18 protein-coding genes are annotated in these 25,173 nt (G+C 31.9%); 4 read left to right on the top strand and 14 right to left on the bottom strand.

Annotated features, from left to right (window positions below; all coding sequences use genetic code 11):
• Position 1 precedes the first annotated feature (1 nt).
• On the bottom strand, positions 2 to 3,337 hold the full coding sequence (locus ACY2IJ_RS03890; protein WP_476725851.1) for a transglutaminase family protein: 3,336 nt from the start codon (positions 3,335 to 3,337) through the stop codon (positions 2 to 4).
• A gap of 363 nt (positions 3,338 to 3,700) precedes the next feature.
• Here ACY2IJ_RS03890 and ACY2IJ_RS03885 point away from each other — a divergent pair, with 363 nt between their 5' ends.
• Entirely contained in the window at positions 3,701 to 5,167 is a 1,467-nt protein-coding gene (locus tag ACY2IJ_RS03885; RefSeq protein ID WP_476725850.1) for a circularly permuted type 2 ATP-grasp protein, read from the top strand.
• Positions 5,168 to 5,173: 6 nt separating this feature from the next.
• Positions 5,174 to 6,118 (top strand): alpha-E domain-containing protein, encoded by a 945-nt coding sequence (locus ACY2IJ_RS03880; protein WP_476725849.1) that lies wholly within the window; start codon positions 5,174 to 5,176, stop codon positions 6,116 to 6,118.
• A gap of 19 nt (positions 6,119 to 6,137) precedes the next feature.
• Here the strand turns inward: ACY2IJ_RS03880 and ACY2IJ_RS03875 are convergent, their stop codons facing one another.
• The 7 genes from ACY2IJ_RS03875 to ACY2IJ_RS03845 form a co-directional block, all read right to left on the bottom strand.
• Positions 6,138 to 7,457 (bottom strand): hypothetical protein, encoded by a 1,320-nt coding sequence (locus ACY2IJ_RS03875; RefSeq protein ID WP_476725848.1) that lies wholly within the window; start codon positions 7,455 to 7,457, stop codon positions 6,138 to 6,140.
• A gap of 164 nt (positions 7,458 to 7,621) precedes the next feature.
• Positions 7,622 to 9,610 carry an excinuclease ABC subunit UvrB gene (gene uvrB / locus ACY2IJ_RS03870; protein WP_476725847.1) on the bottom strand — a complete coding sequence of 663 codons (1,989 nt, stop codon included), beginning with the start codon at positions 9,608 to 9,610 and terminating at the stop codon, positions 7,622 to 7,624.
• Positions 9,611 to 9,758: 148 nt separating this feature from the next.
• Positions 9,759 to 10,007 (bottom strand): hypothetical protein, encoded by a 249-nt coding sequence (locus tag ACY2IJ_RS03865; protein ID WP_476725846.1) that lies wholly within the window; start codon positions 10,005 to 10,007, stop codon positions 9,759 to 9,761.
• Between the two features lie 114 nt (positions 10,008 to 10,121).
• Positions 10,122 to 11,645 carry a Dabb family protein gene (locus ACY2IJ_RS03860; RefSeq protein WP_476725845.1) on the bottom strand — a complete coding sequence of 508 codons (1,524 nt, stop codon included), beginning with the start codon at positions 11,643 to 11,645 and terminating at the stop codon, positions 10,122 to 10,124.
• 10 nt (positions 11,646 to 11,655) lie between these two features.
• Positions 11,656 to 12,138: a GlcG/HbpS family heme-binding protein gene (locus ACY2IJ_RS03855; protein ID WP_476725844.1), complete on the bottom strand. Its 483-nt coding sequence runs from the start codon at positions 12,136 to 12,138 to the stop codon at positions 11,656 to 11,658.
• A 299-nt stretch (positions 12,139 to 12,437) separates the two neighbouring features.
• Positions 12,438 to 13,013, bottom strand: a complete 576-nt coding sequence (locus tag ACY2IJ_RS03850; RefSeq protein ID WP_476725843.1) for a Crp/Fnr family transcriptional regulator — start codon at positions 13,011 to 13,013, stop codon at positions 12,438 to 12,440.
• A gap of 19 nt (positions 13,014 to 13,032) precedes the next feature.
• Positions 13,033 to 14,430, bottom strand: a complete 1,398-nt coding sequence (locus ACY2IJ_RS03845; RefSeq protein ID WP_476725842.1) for a tetratricopeptide repeat protein — start codon at positions 14,428 to 14,430, stop codon at positions 13,033 to 13,035.
• Between the two features lie 158 nt (positions 14,431 to 14,588).
• Between ACY2IJ_RS03845 and ACY2IJ_RS03840 the strand changes: the two genes are divergently transcribed.
• Positions 14,589 to 15,905 carry a D-arabinono-1,4-lactone oxidase gene (locus ACY2IJ_RS03840; RefSeq protein ID WP_476725841.1) on the top strand — a complete coding sequence of 439 codons (1,317 nt, stop codon included), beginning with the start codon at positions 14,589 to 14,591 and terminating at the stop codon, positions 15,903 to 15,905.
• 5 nt (positions 15,906 to 15,910) lie between these two features.
• Here ACY2IJ_RS03840 and ACY2IJ_RS03835 read toward each other — a convergent pair whose 3' ends face one another.
• Both ACY2IJ_RS03835 and ACY2IJ_RS03830 read right to left on the bottom strand, forming a co-directional pair.
• Entirely contained in the window at positions 15,911 to 17,407 is a 1,497-nt protein-coding gene (locus ACY2IJ_RS03835; protein WP_476725840.1) for a sensor histidine kinase, read from the bottom strand.
• A 102-nt stretch (positions 17,408 to 17,509) separates the two neighbouring features.
• The gene (locus ACY2IJ_RS03830) at positions 17,510 to 18,700 is read right to left on the bottom strand and encodes a PAS domain-containing sensor histidine kinase (protein ID WP_476725839.1); all 1,191 of its coding nucleotides are present in this window, start codon (positions 18,698 to 18,700) and stop codon (positions 17,510 to 17,512) included.
• Positions 18,701 to 18,942: 242 nt separating this feature from the next.
• On the opposite strand from ACY2IJ_RS03830, the gene ACY2IJ_RS03825 reads away from it, so the two are divergent.
• Entirely contained in the window at positions 18,943 to 19,911 is a 969-nt protein-coding gene (locus tag ACY2IJ_RS03825; protein ID WP_476725838.1) for a succinylglutamate desuccinylase/aspartoacylase family protein, read from the top strand.
• Between the two features lie 31 nt (positions 19,912 to 19,942).
• Here ACY2IJ_RS03825 and ACY2IJ_RS03820 read toward each other — a convergent pair whose 3' ends face one another.
• From ACY2IJ_RS03820 to ACY2IJ_RS03805, 4 genes are all read right to left on the bottom strand, one after another.
• Positions 19,943 to 20,590: a DsbA family protein gene (locus tag ACY2IJ_RS03820; RefSeq protein WP_476725837.1), complete on the bottom strand. Its 648-nt coding sequence runs from the start codon at positions 20,588 to 20,590 to the stop codon at positions 19,943 to 19,945.
• Positions 20,591 to 20,685: 95 nt separating this feature from the next.
• A complete protein-coding gene (locus tag ACY2IJ_RS03815) occupies positions 20,686 to 21,738 on the bottom strand; it encodes a sugar phosphate isomerase/epimerase family protein (protein ID WP_476725836.1) in 1,053 nt (350 codons plus the stop codon).
• Between the two features lie 25 nt (positions 21,739 to 21,763).
• Positions 21,764 to 24,043 carry a DUF7133 domain-containing protein gene (locus tag ACY2IJ_RS03810; protein ID WP_476725835.1) on the bottom strand — a complete coding sequence of 760 codons (2,280 nt, stop codon included), beginning with the start codon at positions 24,041 to 24,043 and terminating at the stop codon, positions 21,764 to 21,766.
• Positions 24,028 to 25,170, bottom strand: coding sequence for a Gfo/Idh/MocA family protein (locus ACY2IJ_RS03805; protein ID WP_476725834.1), 1,143 nt, complete (start codon positions 25,168 to 25,170; stop codon positions 24,028 to 24,030). The genes ACY2IJ_RS03810 and ACY2IJ_RS03805 overlap by 16 nt, the downstream gene beginning before the upstream one ends.
• Positions 25,171 to 25,173 lie beyond the last annotated feature (3 nt).

Below are 25,173 nucleotides of genomic sequence, written 5' to 3'. Positions count from 1 at the left end.
TCTATTTTTTACGCAAATCTAATGTATTTGGAAATTCTGGATCAATTGGTAGGGTTTTAAATCTAAACTTTCTTTTGCTGCCAGATTCTTCTACGGTTCTTTTAGGAGCAGCAATTTCATTTTCGGTAATTTCTTCAATAAAGTCTACATCTGTTTGTGTTTCACCAATATCCCAAAATCTATTAATTCTTCTAGATTCTGCTTCAAAACTGTTAACAGGAAATGTTTCATATGATCTACCTCCGGGATGTGCAACAAAATATTTACATCCACCAATAGATTTTCTGTTCCAAGTATCTACAATGTCAAAAGCCAATGGAGTATCTACACCAATAGTAGGGTGTAGGGCAGAATACGGATCCCAAGCTTTGTATCTTATACCAGCTACATATTCTCCTTTTACTGCTGTGGGTTGTAGTTGTACTTTAACTCCGTTACAAGTTAATACATAACGTTCCGTAACAAAATTGGTAACTTTAACTTGTAAGCGTTCTAAAGAGGAGTCTACATACCTAGCGGTACCTCCACCGGTCATTTCTTCTCCTAAAACATTCCAAGGTTCTATACCTGCTCTAAGTTCTAAATGAATGTTGTTAATATTTACGGTACCATGTAGTGGAAACCTAAATTCAAAGAAAGGATCAAACCAATCTACCTGAAATTTGTAACCTGCTTTATTTAATTGCTTTACAATGTCTTTAATATCTTCTTTTACAAAATGTTCTATTAAAAACTTGTCGTGTAATTCGGTTCCCCATCTTACTAAATTGTGTTCGTATGGTTTTTTCCAGAACCAAGCAACAAGGGTTCTAACTAGTAACATTTGCACCAAACTCATTTGCGGATGTGGGGGCATGTCAAAACCTCTAAGTTCTAAAATTCCCAATCTACCAGAAGAAGAGTCAGGAGAATAGAGTTTGTCAATACAAAATTCTGCTCTGTGAGTGTTTCCTGTTAAATCTGTTAATAAGTGTCTAAACAATCTATCGGTTAACCAAAAAGGGACTTCACCATCTTTTGGAATTTGACTAAAAGCAATTTCTAGTTCATATAAATTTTCCATTCTGGCTTCATCTATTCTTGGTGCTTGACTGGTAGCACCAACAAAAGCTCCTGAAAAAAGATAAGACAATCCAGGATGGTGTTGCCAAAAAGTAAGCAAACTACGCAACAAACTAGGTTTTCTTAACAATGGACTATCTGCAGGAGTAATTCCTCCTAAAGTAACGTGGTTTCCACCACCGGTACCTGTGTGTTTTCCATCTAACATAAATTTTTCTGTACCTAAACGTGCTTGTTTGGCTTCGCTGTACAGAGTCATTGTGTTGTGAACCAATTCTTCCCAATTTTTCATAGGTTGTACGTTTACCTCAATAACACCAGGGTCTGGTGTTATTTTCATAGACTCTATTCTATTGTCGTGTGGAGGATTGTATCCTTCTAAAATAACAGGGGTGTTTAGTTCTTTGGCGGTTGCTTCTATAGATGCAATTAAATCTAAAAATGCATCGGCAGATTCTAATGGAGGAAGAAATAAATAGAGTTTACCATCTCTTATTTCGGAACAAATAGCAGTTCTTACAAAATATTTAGGTTTGTTAGTGTCTAATCCTTGGGTGCAAAATTCTTTATACCTAATATTTACTTGCCTTTTAAAGCTAGGTAAGGGTTTACGTTCTTTAAACAAATCGGGTTCATATACAGGAAATACTTCATATTCAGGTTTTGCAATTAAAGAGTTTAAAGGCAATCTTAAACCTACAGGAGAAGTTCCAGGGGTTAAGTGTAGGTTTTTTCTTCTAAAAACCCACTCACTTGTAAACCATTTGTCTTTGTGTTTATTTAAGGGCAATACATATCCCACAGGTGTATGGGTGCCTTGTGCTAAAATTTCGGCAAGTTTTTTTCTAATTAAATCCTCGCTATCATCTTTACTAATATCTATATCCACAGGAATATTCCCTTCTTCCCATAACATGTAAAAAGCATCTTCATAAGTAGGTAAAATATGATTGTGAGATACGTTTAAGTATTTGGTTAGTGTTTTTAAAAAACGGATATCGGCATCTTTGGGAACTATTGGGTTAGGAGCAAAGCAAGATAAAAGTTTGGGGTTGTGCCAAATATTTTTTCCATCTTTTCTCCAATACAGTTGTATTTCCCATCTAGGTAGGGGTTCTCCTGGATACCACTTTCCTTGTGCATGATGCAGCATTCCACCTACACCAATTTTATCCATCAACCTTTTGGTTAAATCGTTGGCTAGTTTTCTTTTATGAGGTCCATCAGCTTCTGTGTTCCATTCGGGAGCTTCCATATCATCAATAGATACAAATGTAGGTTCTCCTCCCATGGTAAGCCTTACATCACCTTTTTGTAAGTCTTTTTCTACTTTGTAACCCAATCTTTCTATGGCTTTCCATTGTTCTTCAGTATAGGGTTTGGTAACTCTAGGAGATTCTAAAATTCGAGTTACTGAATTTTCAAATTCAAATTCAGTTTCACATTTATCAGACAATCCTGTAACAGCAGCAGCACTTTCATAATGAGGTGTACAGGCTAGAGGAATATGACCTTCTCCTGCTAAAAGTCCAGAAGTAGCATCAAAACCAATCCAACCAGCACCAGGTATGTAAATTTCTGTCCAAGCATGTAGATCTGTAAAATCTTGTGCAGGTCCAGACGGACCGTCTAAAGATTCTTCATCGGCTTTTAGTTGCACAATGTAACCAGAAACAAATCTTGCTCCAAACCCTAAGTGTCTTGCTGCTTGTACTAGTAGCCAAGCATAATCTCTACAAGAACCTGTTTTTCGTTCTAAACTTTCTTCACAAGTTTGTACACCAGGTTCCATTCTTATGTTGTAATTTAAAAGCTCATATACTTTTTTATTCAAATCAATTAAAAAGTAAATGGTTTTACGAGGGGTTAGGTCTACCGTTTTTAGAAACTCGTGCAGCAACGGTCCTTTGTCGTTAATTTCTAAATAAGGATGTAATTCCTTTTTAATAATAGATGTATATTCAAACGGATATTCTTCGGCACTTTCTTCTATAAAAAAATCAAAAGGATTGATGGTTTTTAAATCGGCAATAATTTCTACATCTATAGAAAGCTCAGTTGTTTTTTCAGGAAAAACAACCCTTGCTTGGTAGTTTCCAAAAGGATCTTGTTGCCAATTAAAGAAGTGATTTTCGGGTTTTATTTTTAAAGAATAAGATTCTATTGGAGTTCTACTGTGTGGAGCGGGTCTTAATCTAAAAATATGAGGAGATAGATTAACAGAACGATCGTATTTATATTTTGTTTTGTGTGAAATTACAACTTTTAGTGCCATGTGGTATTCGTTTACTTAACCTAAATTAGGAGAAATTAATAGCCTAAATTACTAAAATAAACATGTGATTGGTTGTTGGTTTTTGGGTTTCTAATAGAATTAATGATTTAATGATATTGGTGTGTTTTTTTTAGGTTATACATAATTAATGCAGGGTTAAATATAGAATAGTGTAATGTGTCAATTTTCTGAAATACAATGTTTTGTGTGTTTTTTTTTAAGTATGTATTGCTAATAAAAGAGATGTTTTTTGCAGATGTTTTCTTAGTGTTTTTTTGCTGTTAAAAAACAGTTATTTTACAAGGTTAAGGAGATGGTATGTAGTGTACTATTCCTTAATTTGCTAGTTATAAATACATGCAAATGAGTAATTATAAAAAGTTGCCTATTTTTTCATCATATGATTTGGACTCAAAATTTTACGATGAAATATTTACAAAAGAAAAGGAAGTAAGAACCATTTATAAGACTTTGTTCAATTTATTTAATGAATATAAAATAGATGATTTTAATTTATTGAATGAGAAAGCCAAAGCATCATTCTTAAATCAAGGAATAACTTTTCAAGTATACGGTGATAAAGAAATGCAAGAAAAAGTATTTCCTTTTGATTTGTTTCCAAGAATTATTTCTGCCAAAGAGTGGGAGCATATAGAAACAGGTGCATTGCAAAGAACAAAAGCTCTTAACTTATTTTTAAAAGATTTGTACTCTAAAAAACAAATTATAAAAGACGGTATAGTGCCTTTAGATATGATATTGTCTTCTGAAAATTATGTAGAAAGTATGAATGGTTTAGAAGTGCCAGGGGGGATTTACAATCATATTTCTGGGACCGATTTAATTAAGCATTCCGATGGGCAATACTATGTGTTAGAAGATAATATTAGATGTCCTTCTGGGGTAAGTTATGTAGTTAGTAATAGAGCTGCGCTTAAAAGAAATTTATTTGGAGCGTTTAATCATTATCCTACTTATACGGTTGATAATTATGCCGAAAATTTATTAGCCATTATGCAATCTGTTAAACCTTTGGGAGTAGATGTGCCTACCTGTGTAGTAATTACTCCAGGTATATATAATTCAGCATATTACGAACATTCTTATTTGGCCAAAGCAATGGGGATTGAGTTGGTAGAAGGAAGAGATTTGTTTGTGGAAAATGATTTTGTATACATGAAAACCATTTACGGACCACAAAAAGTAGATGTTATTTACAGAAGAATTGATGATGAGTTTATAGATCCATTGGCTTTTAATCCAAAAAGTTTACTGGGAGTTCCAGGATTGTTTAATTCCTATAAAAAAGGAAATGTTTGTTTGGTAAACGCACCAGGTACAGGGGTTGCAGATGATAAGGCAATTTATACTTATATGCCTCAAATTATAAAGTATTATTTAGATGAAGATCCTATTTTAAACAACGTTCACACCTACCATTGTAGCAATCCTAAAGAATTAGATTATGTTCTTAATAATATTGATAAATTAGTTGTGAAACCAGTAGATGAGTCTGGTGGTTACGGAATTTCTATAGGGAGTAAGCTAACTAAAAAAGAAATAGAAGCAGTTAAACAAGTCATAAAAAAATGCCCTAGAAAATATATAGCACAGCCTATAATGTCTTTATCTACACATGCCACTTATATAGATAAAGAAGAAGCTTTTGAACCTAGACATATAGATTTAAGGACATTTACATTGTTAGGTAACAATAAAGACTTTGTGTTAAAAGGAGGGTTGACGAGAGTAGCTCTTAAAAAAGGAAATTTAATTGTAAACTCATCTCAAGGTGGTGGTTCTAAAGACACTTGGGTATTAAAAAAATAATAGATTATGTTAGCAAGAGTAGCCAATAATTTATTTTGGATGGGAAGATATTTAGAAAGAGCAGAGCATATTGCACGCTTTATGAATGTGAATTACTTTTCTTCTTTAGATGCTCCAAATGAAGTGTCTCAATCCAGACAATTTGTGTTAAAATCTATACTATATATGGTAAATGATGTAGTTATAGAAGATGATAAAGAGTTAGACGAAAAAGAAACTTTGTTTGATGTTGCTTTGAATCCAAAAAACGAATTTTCTATTTTAAATTGTTTCAAATTTGCTAGAGAAAATGCTAGTAGTGCAAGAGATTTGTTATCAATAGAACTTTTTCAATCCATAAACCAATTGTATTATTACATTAAAAATTACAATGTAGAATTGTTTGTTAGTAAAGGATTAGATGATTTTACCTCTACAGTAACAAAAGAAATAACAAGTTTAAGAGGTAAAATAAATGAAACATTAATTCACGATGAAGCTTTTGCTATTATAACTCTAGGAATTAATTTAGAAAGGGCTACTCAGGTAATAAGAATTATAAACACAAAATATATTGATGCCAAATCTTCACAGTCGGAATTGTATGATGATTTTAACAATAGTTATGAATGGACTACATTGTTAAAATGTATTCAATCTTTTGATATGATGAAGCGTTTTTATAAAAAAGCACCTGTTAGTACAGATACTTTGGCCTTTTTAGTTTTAAACGACTCTTGCCCTAGGTCGGTAATGAGCTGTTTGAACAATGCAGGAAAAAACATAGAAATTTTGTCAAACAGAAAAAACGATAGGGAATCTACCTCTTTTTTAATTAGTAAAACCAAGTGTGAATATAAGTATATGTCTATAGATCAAATAGAAGATAGTTTTGCTAGTTTTATAGAAGATACCATTGCTAAAATAACAACAATAAGCAGTAGCATTGAGGAAGAGTTTTTTAGCTATTAATTTTTTAACTACAAACGGTTTAATAGCTAAAATTTAGCATGTTTTTGTATTCAGAAATACGATAAACGGCATTGCTCTTTTGTATGTTGGTTACTTTGGTGCTAAATTTTTTGTCTTGTTGTTTATACTCCATTTCTAAAATAAACCCTTTTGTTATAGCAGGCATTTTTAAAAATGAGTTTTTGTGTTTTACATCGGTAGATGTCCATAAGCTAATGTGGGCACCATTGCTGTTTATGTATGAATATTCGTGAGCAGTATAGCTCATTATTTTTTTAGTATTTCCTGTTTTTTCAAAGGAATTAGATGCTATATTTTGATACTGAGCAAACGTATTGTTGTTAAAATCTTCTGCTTGTACATTAGGCATTTGCAATTTTTGACCATTACTTTCTATCAAACTAACACTACTGTCTTGATCGTTAATAAATATCATTTTTCCTTCTTGTGTACTCATATCAACTCCATAATAATCTGCAGTATTATTTTGTAATATGTGGTAAGTATACTCATGGTTCCCATCAGTACTACTGTATGTTATTTTAGTATCAAAAGAATACGTGTTGTTAGAAATTGTGTTGTTTGTTTTAAGCCCATAATCTTCTAAATTAATGGTGTCTTCAGAACTGTTTTTAGGTGTATTTGTTGATGTGTCTGTATCAAAATTAGAAGTATAATAAAGGTTGGTTACAGTTAAATCTCCAGAAACTTTACGAATTGTTTTTTGTTGATGATTGTATGTGTAGTTAGGAATTCCGTTGAAATGAATGGATAATTGGTTTTCATCAATAGAATTGATATGAATACTCCCGTTGGTTAACATATAATTTTGATAATTTTTGGATGGAGTTGCGTTTGTCAATTCAGGATCATAAGCAATAGAAACCAATGCTCCTTGCATAGTTATGTTGTCTGTAGAACTATATAGCTTGTATGTTTTAGAGTTAAAAACATTCAATGAGTTGTTGGTAAAATTAGCATCAATAATTGTAATAAAAATTCCATCGGCAATGTCTACTCCATGAGAATTCCAGTGTCCGTTTATTTTTAATTGTTTTGGATTTGCCAAAGCAGTAACATTTTCAAAATTATGAATATTTGTGTTTTGTAAAGCGTTGTAGTGATTTAAGTTGCAAACTCCAGAAGTAGTATAGGTACTGGCAGTAGGAGTAGGAGTTTGGGCTGTGTTATTAGTAGGTTGAGTTACAACTTTCTCTATATTATGATCTACTACATTTTCTATTTTTTGTGAAATTTTAGATTTTAATTTTTTTAAAAATTGTGCTTGCGAAACAGTACTTAAAAATAGAAGAAGTATAAAAAGTAGTTTTATTTTCATAGGATAAAATTTTATTACGAAAATAATAAAACTTTTTAGGTCTTGATAATGAATGTGTTAATTTTACGTTAGGGATGGAAGCGACATCCTTTTGTGTGGATTTACACACAAAAGATATAGTGAACAGCCCGACCCTAAAATTATTTTAGGGGAACGTCCAAATGTTATGAAATTTTAGATTTTAAAATTTTAATTTGATCTCTGTATTTTGCAGCTGTTATAAAATCCAATTCTTTAGCAGCCTTTTCCATTGCTTTTTGCTGTTCTCTTATTCGTTCCTCTATTTCTGGTTTCGATAGATAGCCTAAGTCTTCTTCGGCAGCTAAATTTTGTTGAATTTCTTGATAATTGGTTCCAGAGTTGTCTGTTAAGTTGTTTCCTAAATCTTTTTTTATTTGTGTAGGAGTAATGCCGTTAGCTTGGTTGTAAGCAATTTGCTTTTCTCGTCTTCTAGCAGTCTCGTCAATGGTAAGTTGCATACTTTTGGTTATTTTATCGGCATATAAAATTGCCATACCATTTACATTTCTTGCAGCTCTACCTACGGTTTGTGTTAACGATCTGTGGGAGCGTAAAAACCCTTCTTTGTCAGCATCAATAATGGCAACAAGAGAAACTTCGGGTAAATCTAACCCTTCACGCAAAAGGTTTACACCAATAAGCACATCAAACAAGCCTTTGCGGAGGTCTTGCATAATTTCTACACGTTCAAGAGTATCAACATCGGAATGTATGTAACGACAGCGAACTTGTATTCTAGTTAGATATTTGGCTAATTCTTCAGCCATTCGCTTGGTAAGTGTGGTTACTAAAACACGCTCGTCCACTTCAATTCTTTTCTGAATTTCTTCAATCAAATCATCTATTTGATTTTGACTAGGACGTACTTCTATAATAGGGTCTAACAGCCCAGTAGGACGTATGACCTGTTCTACAACAACACCATCTGTTTTTTCTAGTTCGTAATCTGCTGGAGTGGCGGTTACGTAGATTACTTGATTTTGAATGGCTTCAAACTCTTCAAACTTTAAAGGACGGTTGTCCATTGCAGCAGGCAATCTAAATCCGTATTCAACTAAGTTTTCTTTTCTAGAACGATCTCCGCCATACATAGCGTGTGTTTGCGGAACAGTTACATGGCTTTCATCAATAATCATTAAAAAATCTTCAGGAAAATAATCAATCAAACAGAAAGGTCGGGTTCCAGGTTCTCTACCGTCTAAATATCTAGAATAGTTTTCTATACCACTACAATAACCCAATTCACGAATCATTTCTAAATCAAATTCTGTACGTTCTTTTAAGCGTTTTGCTTCTAATGTTTTGCCAGTTTCGTTAAAATAATTGTACTGTTTCATCAAATCATCTTGAATTTGATGGATTGCTGTTTGTAGAATGTCTGGTGAGGTAACAAATAGATTGGCAGGATAGATGTCTAGCTGATCGTATTTTTCTATTACTTGTTTGTTTTCTAAGTCATAAGATTCTATTTCTTCAATTTCATCGCCAAAAAAATGAATTCTGTAAGCGTACTCTCCATAAGAAGGGAAAATGGTTACAGTATCTCCTTTTACTTTAAAATTTCCACTTTTCATATCTACCTCTGTACGTGCGTACAAACTTTGTACTAACATGTGTAAAAACTTAGTTCTACTTAGGGTTTGGTCTACTTTAATATGGATGACATTCTTTTTAAACTCAACAGGGTTTCCGATACCATATAAACAAGAAACAGAAGCAACAACTAAAACGTCTTTTCTTCCAGAAAGTAAAGCAGATGAGGTGCTAATACGCAATCTTTCTATTTCTTCGTTAATAGATAAATCTTTTTCTATATAAACCCCTGTAGTAGGTATAAAAGCTTCTGGTTGGTAATAATCATAGTAAGAAACAAAATATTCTACGGCATTGTTTGGGAAAAAGTTTTTAAACTCTGAATACAATTGTGCTGCAAGTGTTTTGTTATGAGCTAAGACCAAAGTAGGTCTGTTAATTTGTTCTACAACATTGGCAACCGTAAAGGTTTTACCAGAACCTGTTACTCCTAACAGTGTTTGGTATTTGTCGCCATTGTGTACACCTTGTACTAATTCTTTAATAGCGTTTGGTTGATCTCCTGTGGGCTGGTACTTAGAAACTACTTTAAAATCCATATTGTAAAATTACACAATACTTACAAGAATTTAAGGATGTAATAGGGGAGTTATTTTTAGAAAGCACAATTTTTTAACATCTCTGTTTTTATAAGATGTTGTTGTTTGAAGAAAGGATGATGTGTGAGTTGAAAAAAACAGGATTTTATTATCCAAAAATCCTGTTTAACATTTGTTTGTTTGCGTTTTTAATACTCCAACTACAAGAAGGGTAATTAATTTCTAAACAAACTCCTTTGTTGTTCATGTCTTCTATTAATGTTTGGTCTTTTTTGTTTAATAAATTATTGATTTTGAAAAGTTTTTGAGTTAGAATAGAACGTTTGTTTTTTAGCATTCTATGAATCATTACACTTCTGTTATTTGATTTAATAATTACATTTTTAAGGTATTTCATATCTATATTTTTTATGGGTTTACTTATATAAAATACTAAAATCTGAGTATATATCCAAAGAAAAAGGTCTATACCTTTTGGTATAAACCTTTTGTAATTTCTTAAATGTTTAATTTACTTAGTCCAGTAATCCATAACCAATACATCGGCAAGTAAAGGACCTACAATGCTTACCAATTTTAAATGTTCTGGATGAAATAAATAGATTTCTCTTCCATGTGCATTTTTAAAACTAATGGTGTAGCTGTATTGAAAGCCTTTGCTGTGTCCTTCGGTACTATCATTTAAACCACCTTCCATGTGAGTTATGGTTGGTATTTTAGTAGCAAGTCCTTCAAAAACAGAAATGGCATGGTCTATTTTGTCTTGAGGAGTTCCTTCTTTAAACTTTAAATTAACAATGTGTTTAATGGTTTTACCCTTGTTTAATTGGTTTTTGGGTGCTACTTTGTAACTTGCTATTTTTTGAAATCCCCATAATTGAGAACCCGCAACTAATAATTTTTGATTGTCTATTGTTAAAGCCTCTAAACCGTAGTAAATAGAAAATCCTGTTTTTAAATGATTGATGGGGTGTAAAATACCTTCTTTATCTAGTTTTAATAATTGAATGCTTTCATCATCTCTAGTTCCAACAGCAATTACAGCTTCAGAGTCTGTGGTAGAAACCACTTCAATTCTAGTTTGTCCTGATAATTGTGTGTTTTCATTGTCTTTAAAAACAGAGTGAGGGATTAATTTTCCTCTTTTGTTAACTTTAAAAATACTAACAGCATCTCCGTGATATACAAAATCTGTCTTTTTAATAAATCCTTTTCTAGCATAATATTTATGATGTCTGTGTCCTACAATTACATAGTGTTCATCACCAAAACTAACACCTGTTACTGGGTATGTTCCTGTTAAATAACGATCGGTTGTATTGTCGTTTATGTTGCTAATGTTTTTAAAAGTCCCGTTTTCATAAACTCTAAAACTACTTAATCCGTTGTCTTGAAACCCTCCTGTAAACAAATAGGTTTTTCCTTTTATTTTGTGTGTAAACATTCCAATAATTCCATCTGTATGAATTTTATCGGTGTCTTTCATGGATTGTACGTGAGTTAACTTTCCGTCGGCATGAATTTTAAAACAAGTTAATCCAGGAGTGTCTTCCAAACCACCCACAAACAAGTAAGAGGCTTTTTTCATATGTACTACTTCTATAGTAATTACGGTTCCTAAGTGTGTTTCTGGAGTATCTTCTACTAAAAATACACGTTCTAAAGATCCGTTGTCTAAAATTTTAAAAACTTCAACAGCGTTTCCGTATTTGTTTCCAACAAATAAAAAATCGTTTCCTTGAATACGATCTGCTACTAAACCTCTACCGGGTCCTTTTTTCTTGTGTAGCTCATGTGTGCTTACAAGGGTTAATTGTCCATTTTTGTCAATGTTAAAAACATCTAAATCTCCTGCACCTCCAGCATATATATAATGTTTTCCGTTTTTTGAATAACTAGTAATGCTTACGGTGTTTTTGGCAGCAACGTTTTTAAAATCTTGTCTGTAAAGAGTTAAGTTGTCTGAGCTTTGCGAAAAAGTGAATGCAGAAATAAGCAAAGCACAAATTAAGCAATAGTTTTGTAGTAATTTCATTTTTATGTGTTTATCGGTTGTTAAGAATTGTGTTGGCTGCAGCTGTAGCAATGGCTCTATCTTGTTCAATGGTTCCGCCACTTACTCCAATGGCTCCTATAATATTACCATTTTTATCTTTAACAGGAACTCCACCAGGAAAAGTAATTAATCCACCATTAGAGTGTTCTATGTTGTAAATAATTCCGCCAGGCTGAGTTAGTTCTCCTAGTTTGCCAGTATCAATATCAAAATATCTGGCTGTTTTTGCTTTTTTAATCGCTACGTCAATACTTCCTAAATATGATTTGTCCATTCTAACAAATGCAACCAAATTAGCTCCAGAATCTACCACAGCAATGTTAACCAATGCTTTTAGTTCTAATGCTTTTGCTTTGGCAGCTGCAATGGCATTTTCGGCTTCGTTTAATTTTAATTCTGATGAGGTTTGTGCATGTGATAGGTTGATACACACAAATAACATTGCAAAAAATAAATTAATTTTTGTTCTCATAGTTCTACTTTGTTTTGATTTTACAGGTTCTTACAATCGTTTGGTTGTAAAGGATTGATTGGTAGGTTTTGTTTTTACAGCGTTTAAAGCAACTTGTATTTGATGATTTGTTTAATAGGAGTGTGGAAAATAAATTTTTTGGTTCCATACCTTGAATTTAAATAGGTATTCCTAAAGTCTGAGTGACTTGTTAAAACAAATGATAAGTTTTTCATTGTAAAAATTACTTTTGTAAAACACAAAAATTAGAAATTCAAACAAAAATATAGTTGAACTTGTTCAACAAGAGTTAAAATTACCTAAAAGATTTTCTTTTTTATTTTAGACAGAAATTCGTGTGTAATTCCTAAGTAGCTAGCTATTTGTCTGTCGGTAAGTTTTTGGGCTATTTCTGGATAGGTTTCTAGAAAGTAAAAGTAACGTTCTTTGGCAGTAAAACACTTACTTCTTATGACTCTACGTTGCCAAGCAGCAACTGCTTTTTGAGACATCATTCTAAATAGTTTTTCTACAGCAGGAACCGTATTGTATAAACTTTCTTTGTCAGTTTTATCTATCCAAAGAATGGTACTGTTTTCTAAAGCTTGTATGTTTAAGTCTGATGGAGTTTGATTCATAAAACTATCTATATCCATTAACCACCAGTCTTTTACAGCAAAGTAGAGTGAGTTTTCTTTTCCTTTTTTATCAATAGAAAAAATTCTAAAACAACCTTCTATTACAAACCCTTCAAACTTACAAATGTTTCCCTGTTCCAATAAAAAATTTCCCTTAGAAATGTGGTGTTTGCTAAACTTACTACAAATTTTTTCCAAGTCGGAATTAGAAAGTTGTAGGGTTTTAGAAAAATTTTGCTTTAGTAAATAATAACTCATTTTAAATAAACGTTTGGTTTTATTCTTTGATTATTTTAAAAGTTATATCTTCTTTATTTGGATTGATTTTTAGTGTATAAAATCCTTTTTTTAACTTTTTTAGGTTGATGGTTTGTCCTACTGATGTATTAAAGTAAACAAGTTTGTTCAAATGGTTGTAAACGTGAAAATCAAAATTTTCTAAATCGCTATCTAATAAATAAGTTTCTTGTTGTATGGGGTTTATAGCCAAAGAAGGTGGTGTTTTTTTAGGTGTACTAACAGCATTTTTTTTAATACAATCAATACTTAAATAGTAGTCTATAGAGTTGTCGTGGTGAGATTTTGCATAGTCTAGCTTTTGAGCTTTGGTCATCCATTTTTTTGCTTTTTTAGCATTGCCAATATTGTAGTACAACAAACCAAGTTGAAACATTGCATAAGAGTTGTCTTTTTTTAAATCAATAGCATCTTCTAAATCATCTATAGCTTTGTTAGCCATACCTAAATTAGCATAAGCAGTACCTCTTAAAGCTCTAATTCCTCTATCGCTAGCTCTTTTGGTTAATCTGTGTAAAGATTCTTCGTTGCTAAAACAAATGTTTAAATAATCAATGGCTTTTTCATAATTACCAAGTTGTATATGTGCCATTCCTAATCCCCAGTTGGCAAAAGGATGTTTAGGAGCTTTGCTGGTAGTTTTGTATAAATAATGCAAAGCTAAGTCCATTTGATTTATGTAATTAAAGTATCCTCCTAAGTTGTAATTAAGTCTGTTTTCTGATGGATTTTTGTTGATAGCTTCTAGTTTGTAATAAATAGCTAGGTCTACTATGTCTAGAGCAGCATATAACCCTCCTAAAATGTCGTAGATTTGAGATAGCCTTATGTTAACGTATTTATTTTCTTTTTTTTGTTCATATTCTTTTTTTATTAACATTAAATCATGTAAAGCTAAAGTGTTTTCGGTAAGATAAGCTCTTAACCTAGCTCTTTTGTATAGCAAGCTTTTATAGTGACCGCTTTGTTTGTTTTCAGACAACTTAAGATCCATGTTTGTATTTTCGATGTCTGCAATTTTTTCTAAAATGTAAATTTTATTTTTATCGGTGTATTTAATATTTACATCTACTCTTTTAATCATTTCTCCGTGCTCAAATAACCATTTGGTTTTAATAGTACCATCATTATTGTGCTGGGAGCATCTTCCATGAAAATTTCCTTTTTTATCGTAATAAAAAGACTCGTTTAATTGTCCTGTATTGTAGTAAGTTTTTAAACTGTCTAATTGTTGATTTTTGTTATACCAGCTTATACAAGAAACTTCTCCATTTCTGTAATACAAAGTAGTGGTAGTATTGTTTTTTGTGTTTTGTGCGTGAATACATATCGTCAGTAATAGGACGTATATAGTAGTTAAGTTTGTTTTCTTTTTCATGGTTCTAAAAATAAAAAAATAAAAGAAAAAGAGAGTTAAAAATAAATGTTTGTAATTTTTCTTAATTATATCTACTATAATTAAGACGATTCCTATTCTATTTGTAGGGGGCTATTGTAAATATGTTCTATTTTCGTTTTTAAAATACAACAAGTAAAATGCCTAAAGTATTAACGTGGAAAAATTGGTCTGGTTCGTTTGTTTCTACACCAGATTTTATAGAATTTCCTAATTCTGAAAAAGAACTGGTTGCTATTGTTAAAAAAGCAAATCAGCATAAGCAACAAGTAAAAGTAGTTGGGGCAGGACATTCTTGTTCTTTGGTTGGGGCTACCACTCAAGGATATTTGTTAAGTTTAGAAAATTACAATCAAATTATTGATGTAAATAAAGATTTAAAAACGATTACAGTTTCGGGGGGTGCATCTTTAGAAAAAATAAGCAAAGTTGCTTTAGAAAATGGATTGGCATTTCCAAATTTAGGAACAATTGTGAAACAAAGTATTTCTGGAGCTATTAGTACAGGTACTCATGGTTCTGGATATAAAAAAATAGCTTTAGATCAATGTGTTGTTTCCTTTTCTGTTATTAAATCAAATGGAGAAAAAAAGATTTTTGACAAGCGAGTTGATCCTAAAGAATTTTATACAGCAGTAGTAGGAATTGGAGCTTTGGGAGTTATTTCTACGGTTACTCTTGAGTTGATTGATGCGTATCATTTAAAAATTGAAACGGAAAGTATAAATTTTGATGAAATGCTGTTGCATGTAAACACCTATAAAACCAATGAGTTTATGCGTTTTTGGTGGGCTCCACACACTAATAGTGTGCAGTTTTGGAAAGCACATGCAACCGATGAGCCAGTAACAAAAGTATCTGTTGTTAAAAATTGGATTCAAGATGTTTTTAAAGGAAATATGTTGCATGAGTTAGGGCTTTGGATTACTTCTTTTTTCCCAGGTTTAGTACCTGCTTTAAATCGTATTATGTTTAAAGCTTTGTTGAGAAAAAAATCAGAAAAAACAACTAATTTTTTAGATGGTTTTACTTTGCCAATACACATAAAACAAAGTGTAATGGAATATGGTGTGCCTATTGAAAACACACAAGATGTATTGATGAAAATTAAATTGCTTTTACAAGAAAAAAACTACAAAGTTCACATGCCCATAGAGGTAAGATTTGCTCCTAAAAACAATGCAAGTTTAAGCATGGCTTATAATAGAGATACTTGTTATATAGGAATTATAGCTTACAAACCTTATGGAAAAAATATAGATTATAGTAATTATTTTAAAGATGTACATCAAATATTTTCTGAATACAAAGGGAGACCACACTGGGCCAAAGTAACGTATTATTCTAAAAGTGAGTTGACTGGTTTGTATCCAGAGTGGAACGAGTTTAAAAAAATGGTTAAAGAATTAGATCCTGATGGAATGTTCTTAAATAGCTTTTTAAAAAAAATATTATAAAGCATTTAGTTACATTTGGGCAAGCTAAAATAAAAACTACTTCCTTTTTCTAGTTCGCTTTCTACCCAAATTCTACCTCCTTGTTGTTCTATAAATTCTTTGCAAAGAATAAGACCTAAACCACTTCCTTTTTCATTGGCAGTTCCTAATGTTGTATTGTTGTTGTAAGAGGTAAACAAGGTTTGTTGTGTTTTTTTACTCATTCCTATACCATTGTCGGTTATTTTAACAATAATAAATGGATGTTGTATTTGAGTTTCAATAGTAATAATTCCTTTGGAATTTGTGAATTTGATAGCGTTTGTTAAAAGGTTTCTTAAAATTGTTTTTAACATAAAATAATCGGCATACACACAAATTTCTGGATTTGAATTGTAGTTGAAAGTTATGTTTTTAAGTTTAGCTGTTTGAGCTAAAAAATCTATTTTATGATAGATCATTGTATCTAAGACAATGTTTTCTGGGTCATAGGTAATTTGTCCCGTTTGTGATTTTGCCCAGTTTAATAAATTGTCTAACAAAGCAAGAGTGTTTACAGCTGTAGAGTTGATATAACTGTTGAAATCAGAAATTTCTTTTTTGTTGTAATCTTCAATATTGTTTGTTAACAAATCAGAATAACCAATAATAGTTGCAAACGGACTTCTTAAATCATGTGCTATTATAGAAAACAATTTGTCTTTGGTTGCGTTAAGCTCTTTTAATTGTTTTTCGCTTTCTTTTAGCTTTTCTTCTTTTAATTTTCGAATGTTAATGTTCTGAAACGATCCTTGAATTTTAACAATATTGCCATGCTCATCTCTTACAGCTTCTCCCGTAGTTCTTACCCATATTTCTTTTCCTTTGGCTGTATAAATTTTCATTTCTTCATCATAAGGAATTCCTTTTTCTAAACAATTTTTAAAAACCTGAGCTATTTTATCTCTATATTCTGGTGTGTAAGCAGACATTCCTTTTTTAATTTCAGGAGAGTAGCCAATGGGTTCTTCACGCATTCTAGCAATTTCATCACTCCATATAAGTTTTTTTTCTGCAACGTCATAACTCCATCCACCAAACTGAGCTGTTTTACCTGCTATTTTAAGTAAGGATAAATTTGCTTTTAGTTTAATTTCTGTTTTTTTTCGTTCGGTGATATCACGTACATTTAAAACGATAGCTTGTATAGAAGGATTGTCTAATTGATTGGTTCCAAAGGTTTCTAAATACGTCCAACTACCATTTTTATGACGATGTCTATATTGTTGACCTCCATGATTTTTTCCGTTTACAATGTCTAAAAAACCTTTGTAGGCAGATTTTCTATCATCAGGATGTATCATGTTTTCAATTAAAGAAATGTTCAGTAGCTCATTTTGTTTGTAACCTAGAATTTTTTCGCAAGATTCACTAATATAACGCTGTATTCCTTTAGAGTCTAGCAAAACAATCATATCAAAAGAATTTTTGATTAACTGTGTTAAAATGCTGTTGTTATTGTATAAAAGGTCTTTTTTTAGCATTAATTACTGATTGTCTGGTTAAGAATAAAAAGATTGGTTAAGTGTTTGTAATGTAGTGTTTTGTGCTTTCAAAAATAAAGATATTCTAGGAATAATTCTAAATTAAGAAGCATTTGGTAAGATAAAATTAAATTTACTTCCTTTATTCAATTTACTTTCTACCCATATTTTTCCTTTGTGTTTTTCAATAAATTCTTTACAAAGTGCCAAGCCTAACCCAGACCCTATTTCTTGATTGGTTCCAGCAGTTGTTTTGTTGGGGCCTATATTAAAAATGTGATTTGTTTTTTCTTCAGAAATACCCACTCCATTATCTGCAACAGTTATTTTAACATTGTTATTTGTTAAAATTGCATAAACATTTATTTTTCCTCCTTTGTGTGTAAATTTAATTGCGTTTGTAATTAAATTCTGCAATATAGAGGTAAGCATATTTTTGTCTGCAAGCACGTTTATGTGGGTTGATGAAAAGTAATTTAGAGAAATGTTTTTGGCTTTGGCAAAAGGTATGTATAGTTTAATAACTAGTAGAATAATTTCGGTAAGATTTATAGATATGGGAGAAAATGCAATTTGTTTTGTTTGTGTTTTGGCCCAATTTAATAAGTTGTCTAATAAAGAAAGAGTGTTTTTAGCAGTTGTATTGATAATGGATAAATACTTGTCAGATTCGGTTTTTAAAACCTCTGGTTTTTCCATAAGAAGGTCAGAAAAACCAATAATACTACCCATAGGGCTTCTTAAATCATGAGCAATGATAGAAAATAATTTGTTTTTGGTATTGTTAATGGATTTTAGTTCATTTTCAGACTCTTTTAATTCTTTTTTAGCATTGTATTGTTCGGTAATATCGTGAATAATACCAATAATAAATTTTTCTCCGTCAGGATTTATAAAACGTGTTTTTCTAGTAGAAATAATTCTTGTTTTATTATTTCTAACGGTTAAAGTTTCTTCCTGAACATTTTCTATTCCATTAGAAATTACTTGTTTGTCTACTTTTAGAAAAGATTCTCTTTCGTTAGGTGGAACTTCTTCGGCAAGGGTTTTTCCTATAATGTCATTTTTAGAAAGTCCAAAAATTTGACAAAAAGCAGAGTTTACAACAATCATTCTACTTTCACTATCTTTTATAAAAACAGGAACTCCAATACAGTCTAGTATAGTAGTTATATGAAAATCATTGGTGTCTTTACCTAATAAAGACAGTTGTTTTTTTAAAGCACTGTTTTGGTGTTCTAATTCTAAAATTTTGTTTTTTAGTTCTTTAAGTATGGTGTTTGATTTTTTCATAGCATTTAGAATCAAAGTTACCTATTTTAACATTTGTTAAATATATAGTTTTAAGAATTACATTTTATAAATTTAAGGTTGTTTTTTTAGTGCGATAAATCATTAAAAAATAAAGTAAATATCACATAATAATATAGTCATTTTTTTTGAAAGTTTGTTTGTACATTTACTTTGTTTTTTTAACTAAAAAAAGGTTTAAAAAACACAGACAATAAAAACACAATAGTACTTAGAATTTAAAAATGCCTAAAAAAATAACCTTACTTGGTGAAAAGATTTTGCCTGGTAAAACTTATCAAATAAAAACAGATATTGCTCGTTTGCACACAAGAACAAAAATAGAGGTTCCTGTAATTATAAGTAGAGCAAAAAAAGACGGACCTTGTGTTTTGATAAGTGCGGGTATTCATGGAGATGAAGTCAATGGAGTAGAGATTGTTAGGCAAATTGTGGCTAATAAATATAATATGCCAGATGCTGGAATTATTATTTGTGTACCAGTTGTTAATGTGTTTGGTTTTTTAATTAAAACAAGAGAGTTTCCTGATGGTAAAGATTTAAATAGAAGTTTTCCTGGGGCTAAAAATGGTTCTTTAGCTAGTAAATTTGCTCATTTTTTTATGAGTGAAATTGTGGAGTATGTAGATTATTGTATAGATTTTCATACTGGTGGAGATACTCGATTTAATTATCCGCAAATACGAATTTCAGACGATGATGAACAAACTTTTACTTTGGCAAAAGTGTTTGGTGCTAAGTTTGTAAAATATTCTTCGGAAAGAGAAAAGTCTTACAGAGCATCGGCTGTAGCAATAGGTAAAAAAGTTCTGTTGTTTGAAGGAGGAAAATCTATGGATATCAACTCACAGGTAACTCATGTAGGAATTACCGGTGTTTTGAATGTTTTAAATGCTTTGGGTGTAAAAGAATTTCCAGAAGATTATTACCCCTATATAGAAGAAGAACAAGTAGTTTTTAATGAATCAAAATGGGTAAGGGCTAATGCATCCGGAATGTATAGGTCTATTGTGAACAACGGTGAAGCAATAGAAAAAGGAGATGTGATTGGTTTGATAACCGACCCTTATGGTTTTTTTGAGAAAAAAATCAAATCACCTGTGTCTGGGTATATCATTTGTTTGAATCACTCTCCAATTGTAAATCAAGGAGATGCTATTGCGCACATAACAATACAAAAGGAATTGATGTAGTGTTATGTTTACACGTGTAGATTTTGTAATGTTACTCAGAAGTTTTAAAAGTTTCTAAGCGAGTTTCTAAATCTTTAAACGTAGCAAATCCGTTACTTAAATAGGCTTTTTTAGTGCTATTTTGAATAACTAAAGTAGGCATTCCATTAATTTTGTTTTGAGAAAACTGATCAAAATCTTTTTGAGCAAGAATTTTGTATTTGTCTTCTTTTAGTTGATTTTTAAAAAGATCAAAATCATAATTTATGGACAAAACAGCTGTTTTAAAAGAGTTGATATCTCTTACATCTTTAGCATCATAATAAAATGTGTGTAACAAATGTGTTGCAAAATCAATAGCTTTATTCGGAATATTTTCTTTAATAACACATAGAGCAATTGCAGGCAAGGTAGAGTCTAGCCAAATGTTTTCTGAACTATTTAGTTTGCTTACAAAGTCAGGTCCAAATTGTACACCTGTAACACTTTCTACGGTTTTGTATGCACCGTCTTTTATATAAGGAGCTATGTTGTTAATGTTTCCAATTCTATTGTTTATAAATAAACCACCACTTACTATTTCGAATTCTATATCGTGGGTGTGTGCTTTTCTAAATGCAGAAAATTCATTGGAAAATCCGTAGCACCATCCACAAAAGGCATCAAAATAATAGGTGATTTTTATAGGGTTGTTTGTCATTTTTTATTGCTTTGTCGTGTCACATAGTGAAGTGTTACAAAAAAGCCATCAGAATTTATCTAATGGCTTTTGGAATTGTTTATTTAATTAGAAATTTAGATTCCTAATATTTTTTTCAAGGCTTCTTGGTCGTCAGCACTTCCTGCAAAATCATCAAATCCTTTTTCGGTAGCATCTATAAGGTGTTTGGTAATAAAAGGAGCTCCTTCTTTGGCACCTTGTTCGGGTGATTTTAAACAACATTCCCATTCCATAACAGCCCATACATTACAGTTGTATTGGGTTAGTTTAGAGAAAATACTTTTAAAATCTACTTGTCCATCACCTAAAGATCTAAATCTACCTGCACGGTCTTTCCAATCTTGATAGCCACCATAAACTCCTACTTTTCCAGAAGGATTAAATTCGGCATCTTTTACATGAAACATTTTTATGTACTCGTGGTAGTAATCTATATACTTTAAATAGTCTAATTGCTGTAATACAAAATGACTAGGATCGTATAAGATGTTAACTCTTTTGTGATTGTTGGTTGCTTTTAAAAAACGCTCAAAAGTAACACCATCATGCAGATCTTCTCCAGGGTGAATTTCATAACAAACATCGACTCCATTGTCTTCAAAAGTGTTTAAAATAGGCATCCATCTGTTGGCAAGTTCTTTAAAGCCCATATCTACCAATCCTTTTGGAGCTTGTGGCCATGGATACATGGTGTGCCACATGAGTGAACCAGAAAAAGTTGCGTGTGCTGTAATTCCTAAATTCTTACTAGCTTTGGCAGCTTTCTTTAATTGATCTACAGCCCATTCGGTTCTAGCTTTAGGATTGTTTTTATAGGCATCAGGTGCAAACGCATCAAACATAGAATCGTAAGCAGGGTTTACAGCGACTAGTTGTCCTTGTAAATGCGTAGATAATTCAGTGATTTCTAATCCGTATGAGGCAACTTTTCCTTTTAATTCATCACAGTATGTTTGGCTACTAGCAGCCAAATCTAAATCAATCAATCCTGTTTCCCAAGTGGGAATTTGTATTCCTTTGTAGCCTAATGATGCTACCCATCCGCACATTCCATCTAAGGTATTAAATGGGGCTTCGGAGCCAGCAAATTGTGCTAGAAATATAGCAGGTCCTTTAATTATGTTCATTTTATTTTGGTTAGTAATTTGTAAATTATTTTGATTTTTCTAATTCCTTTAAGGTCCAGTAATCTTTACGGTTTTTAGTTTGTTGTCTTACTTTTCCTACGGCCCAAGCTTGTATTGCTTCTTTATCATTCATAGCTCGTACATAGCTTAGTACATTTGCAATCCAGAAATTATCGTTGTCTTTTAAAGACATCATTACTCCATATTCTTTTCCATCAACCTCGCCAATTAGTCCGTTTAGTAATATTTTAATTAACTTCTTATGATCTCCTTTTACTCTTGGACTTCCTAATAATGGTGGAGCTACTAAAGAACCATCTTCGTTTTGAACACCTTTTAAATCTGGACCATGACAAGTTGTACATAGTTGATTATAGATGTCATACCCTTTAAGAATATTTCCTATATGGTTGTTGCTTCTGTCTTTAATTCTTTCTTTTAAAGCAATAAGTCTTTCATCATCCTTTTTTAGACTTTCTTTGGTAGAATTTGCAATTACAGTGTGTTCTGTATGTTTTCTTTGAATTTGTTTTAACAAAGACGTAGCTTTTTTAGAGTTGCTAAAACGAAGACTCAATGCCAATTGATTGATTACTTCTTTAGAAGGATCTAAAGCTAATTCCTCGTAATTTTCGAACAAGTCCAAATCTCCTTGTTTCATAAAATGTTCACTAATTCTAATAGCGGTCATTCTAACACGAGGATCTTCATCTTTGAATTTTTCCTTTAACATAGATTTGTCTATAATTCCTAAACCTTCTAAAGTCCATAGAGCATGTATTCTTTCTAGTCCATAATCTTTATCATCATTAAATAGTTTAGACCACATGCTTTGGTTGTCTAGTGCTATTTCTTTTAACATGGGAATTACAGAAGGATCGTTTCTTAAAATAATTAATTTTTGAGCGGTGTTTCTGTACCATCCATTTTTGTGACCTAAATAAGCAACTAATTCTTTAGCTGTTTTGTTTAACAATTTAGGTTGTTTGTCTGGAGTAAAATCTTTGTGAACAATTCTGTAAATTCTTCCTCTACCTATGTTTTTATCAAGTTTTTTGCGTTTAATTACGGGTCTAATTGCACTTCCTTTTCTAGTCCAATTACTTTCTTGAATAATTCCTCGGTACATGTCTACCACATACAAAGAACCATCGGGTCCAGTTTCTGACCAAACAGGTCTAAAGTTTAAGTCTGTAGATGCCAAAAACTCTGTTTGGTAATAAGGGTTTGATAAAACTTTTAATCCATCAATGTTTTTGACCTTAGCTCTTCTAATCAATCTACCTACAGGTTCAGGAATAAACAAATCTCCATACATATTTGATGGCATTCTGTGTCCTCTAAAAATAGTTTGTCCTGCCACACCAGTAAAGTGATTTAAGGTTCCATCTTCTTTTAACCTTTTAGGACCTCCTTGCACATCTGGTGTTCCAACAACAGGAAAAGTTTCCATAAAACCTTCTTCTAATCTTTCTTTTGGGCTGTAGTCACCATATACAGGAGGATGCTGAAATCCGTAAGCAGGATTTTCTCCACCAGCAGTAGCGTAAAAAATATTCCCTAAATCATCTTGAGTTAATCCCCATTGTCCCGCAGGCATATTGGCAACTGTATCTGCTACAACTTTGTCTTTTGTAAATTTAAAACGGATAGGGTTGTAAGTAGTGTACACCCAGTTGTCTAAATTCCATAACAAACCACTTTGTTGATGTTCTAAGTTACCACCTCTTCTTTTAGGAATGTAAAACACACGTTCTTTTTTATCGGCAACACCATCATTATTGGTGTCTGTGTATTTCCATAAATCATAAGAGTAAGTTTCGTTTACAATTAATTCTCCGTTGTCTAAAGGAAGTATCATTCTAGGCAACAATAAACTGTCTATAAATACGGTACTTTTATCCATTTTTCCATCACCATCGGTATCTATTAATTGTTTAATTTTACTAATAGATCTATCGGTACCAGTACCATCTACATCTTGCATGTAGGTATTCATTTCTGCTACATACATACGACCATTTCCGTCCCAAGCAATGGTAACAGGTTCATCTACCATTGGTTCGCTAGCGACCAACTGAATTTCATATCCTTCTGGTAAATAAAAACTGTTTAAACTTTCTTCTGGAGATTTAAAATCAGAAGATGCTTCTTTAACTATTACTGGTTTGGTGTACTTTGTATCAAAATATTCCTTTTCTTTTTTACCACAACTTACAGCTAAAATGGCTGTAGTAAGTAAAGCAAGGTTGATGTTGTTTTTAGTGTTTAATTTTAACATTTTGTTTTTTATAAAGTTGTCCATGCAGCATTGTTTTTATCACTTTCTACAGCTGCATAAATAAATTTCATACCTCTAATACCATCTTTTACAGTAGGGTAATCTGGGTTTGCAATGGTTTCTCCTTTAGAAATAGCAATTAAGTGGTTTGCAAAATTTTTATAAACAGTGGCAAAAGCTTCTAAATATCCTTCTGGGTGACCTGCAGGTATTCTTGAAATTTTAGCGTTTGGATATAGGTTATTTCCGTTAGGTGTATATATTTTTATAGGCTCTTCTAACCAATGAGTAATTAATTGATTAGGATTTTCTTGGTTCCATTCTAAGCTTCCTTTGGTACCATATACTTTAATGGCTAAGTTATTTTCTTCACCCAACGCTATTTGAGAAAAGGACATGGTTCCTTTGGCTCCATTTTCTAAACGAAGTAACAAGTTTCCATCATCATCCAAAATACGTCCTTTACCAAATCTACCTAAGTCTGCAGCAATTTCTGTTATTTTTAATCCGGTAATGTATTCTACTAAGTTTTCGGCATGTGTTCCAATATCACCCAAAGCTCCACCAATACCAGAGCGCTTAGGATCTACTCTCCATGCAGCTTGTTTTTGACCTGTAGTTTCTACATCTGTAGACAACCAACCTTGTAAGTATTGAACTTGTACTTTTCTAATGATTCCAATATCTCCATTGTCTACCAATGCTTTGGCTTGTTTAACCATTGGACTTCCTGGGTAGTTGTGTGTTAAAGCAAATAGTTTACCCGATGCTTTTATGATTTTTTCCAATTCTATGGCTTCGTCCATTGTTAAGGTCATCGGTTTGTCGCATACTACGTGAAATCCATTTTCTAAAGCCATTTTAGCAGGAGGGAAGTGCATGTGGTTAGGAGTAACAATAGAAACAAAATCCATACGCTCTCCTTCTGGAAGTTCTTTTTCTTTTAAAATCATTTCCTCATAACTACCATAACATCTGTTTTCTGGTAAAAACAAATCTTTTCCTGATTGGATTGATTTTTCGGCAGTGCTGCTAAAGGCACCACATACCAATTCAATCATTCCATCAATTGAGGAAGCTTTTCTGTGTACATCTCCAATGAATGATCCGGTTCCACCACCAATCATTCCCATTCTTAATTTTCTATTCATGTT

The organism is Wenyingzhuangia gracilariae, assembly GCF_056387575.1.
Note: the sequence above shows the minus strand (reverse complement) of the source record. Positions and strands in the feature narration are given on the sequence as shown.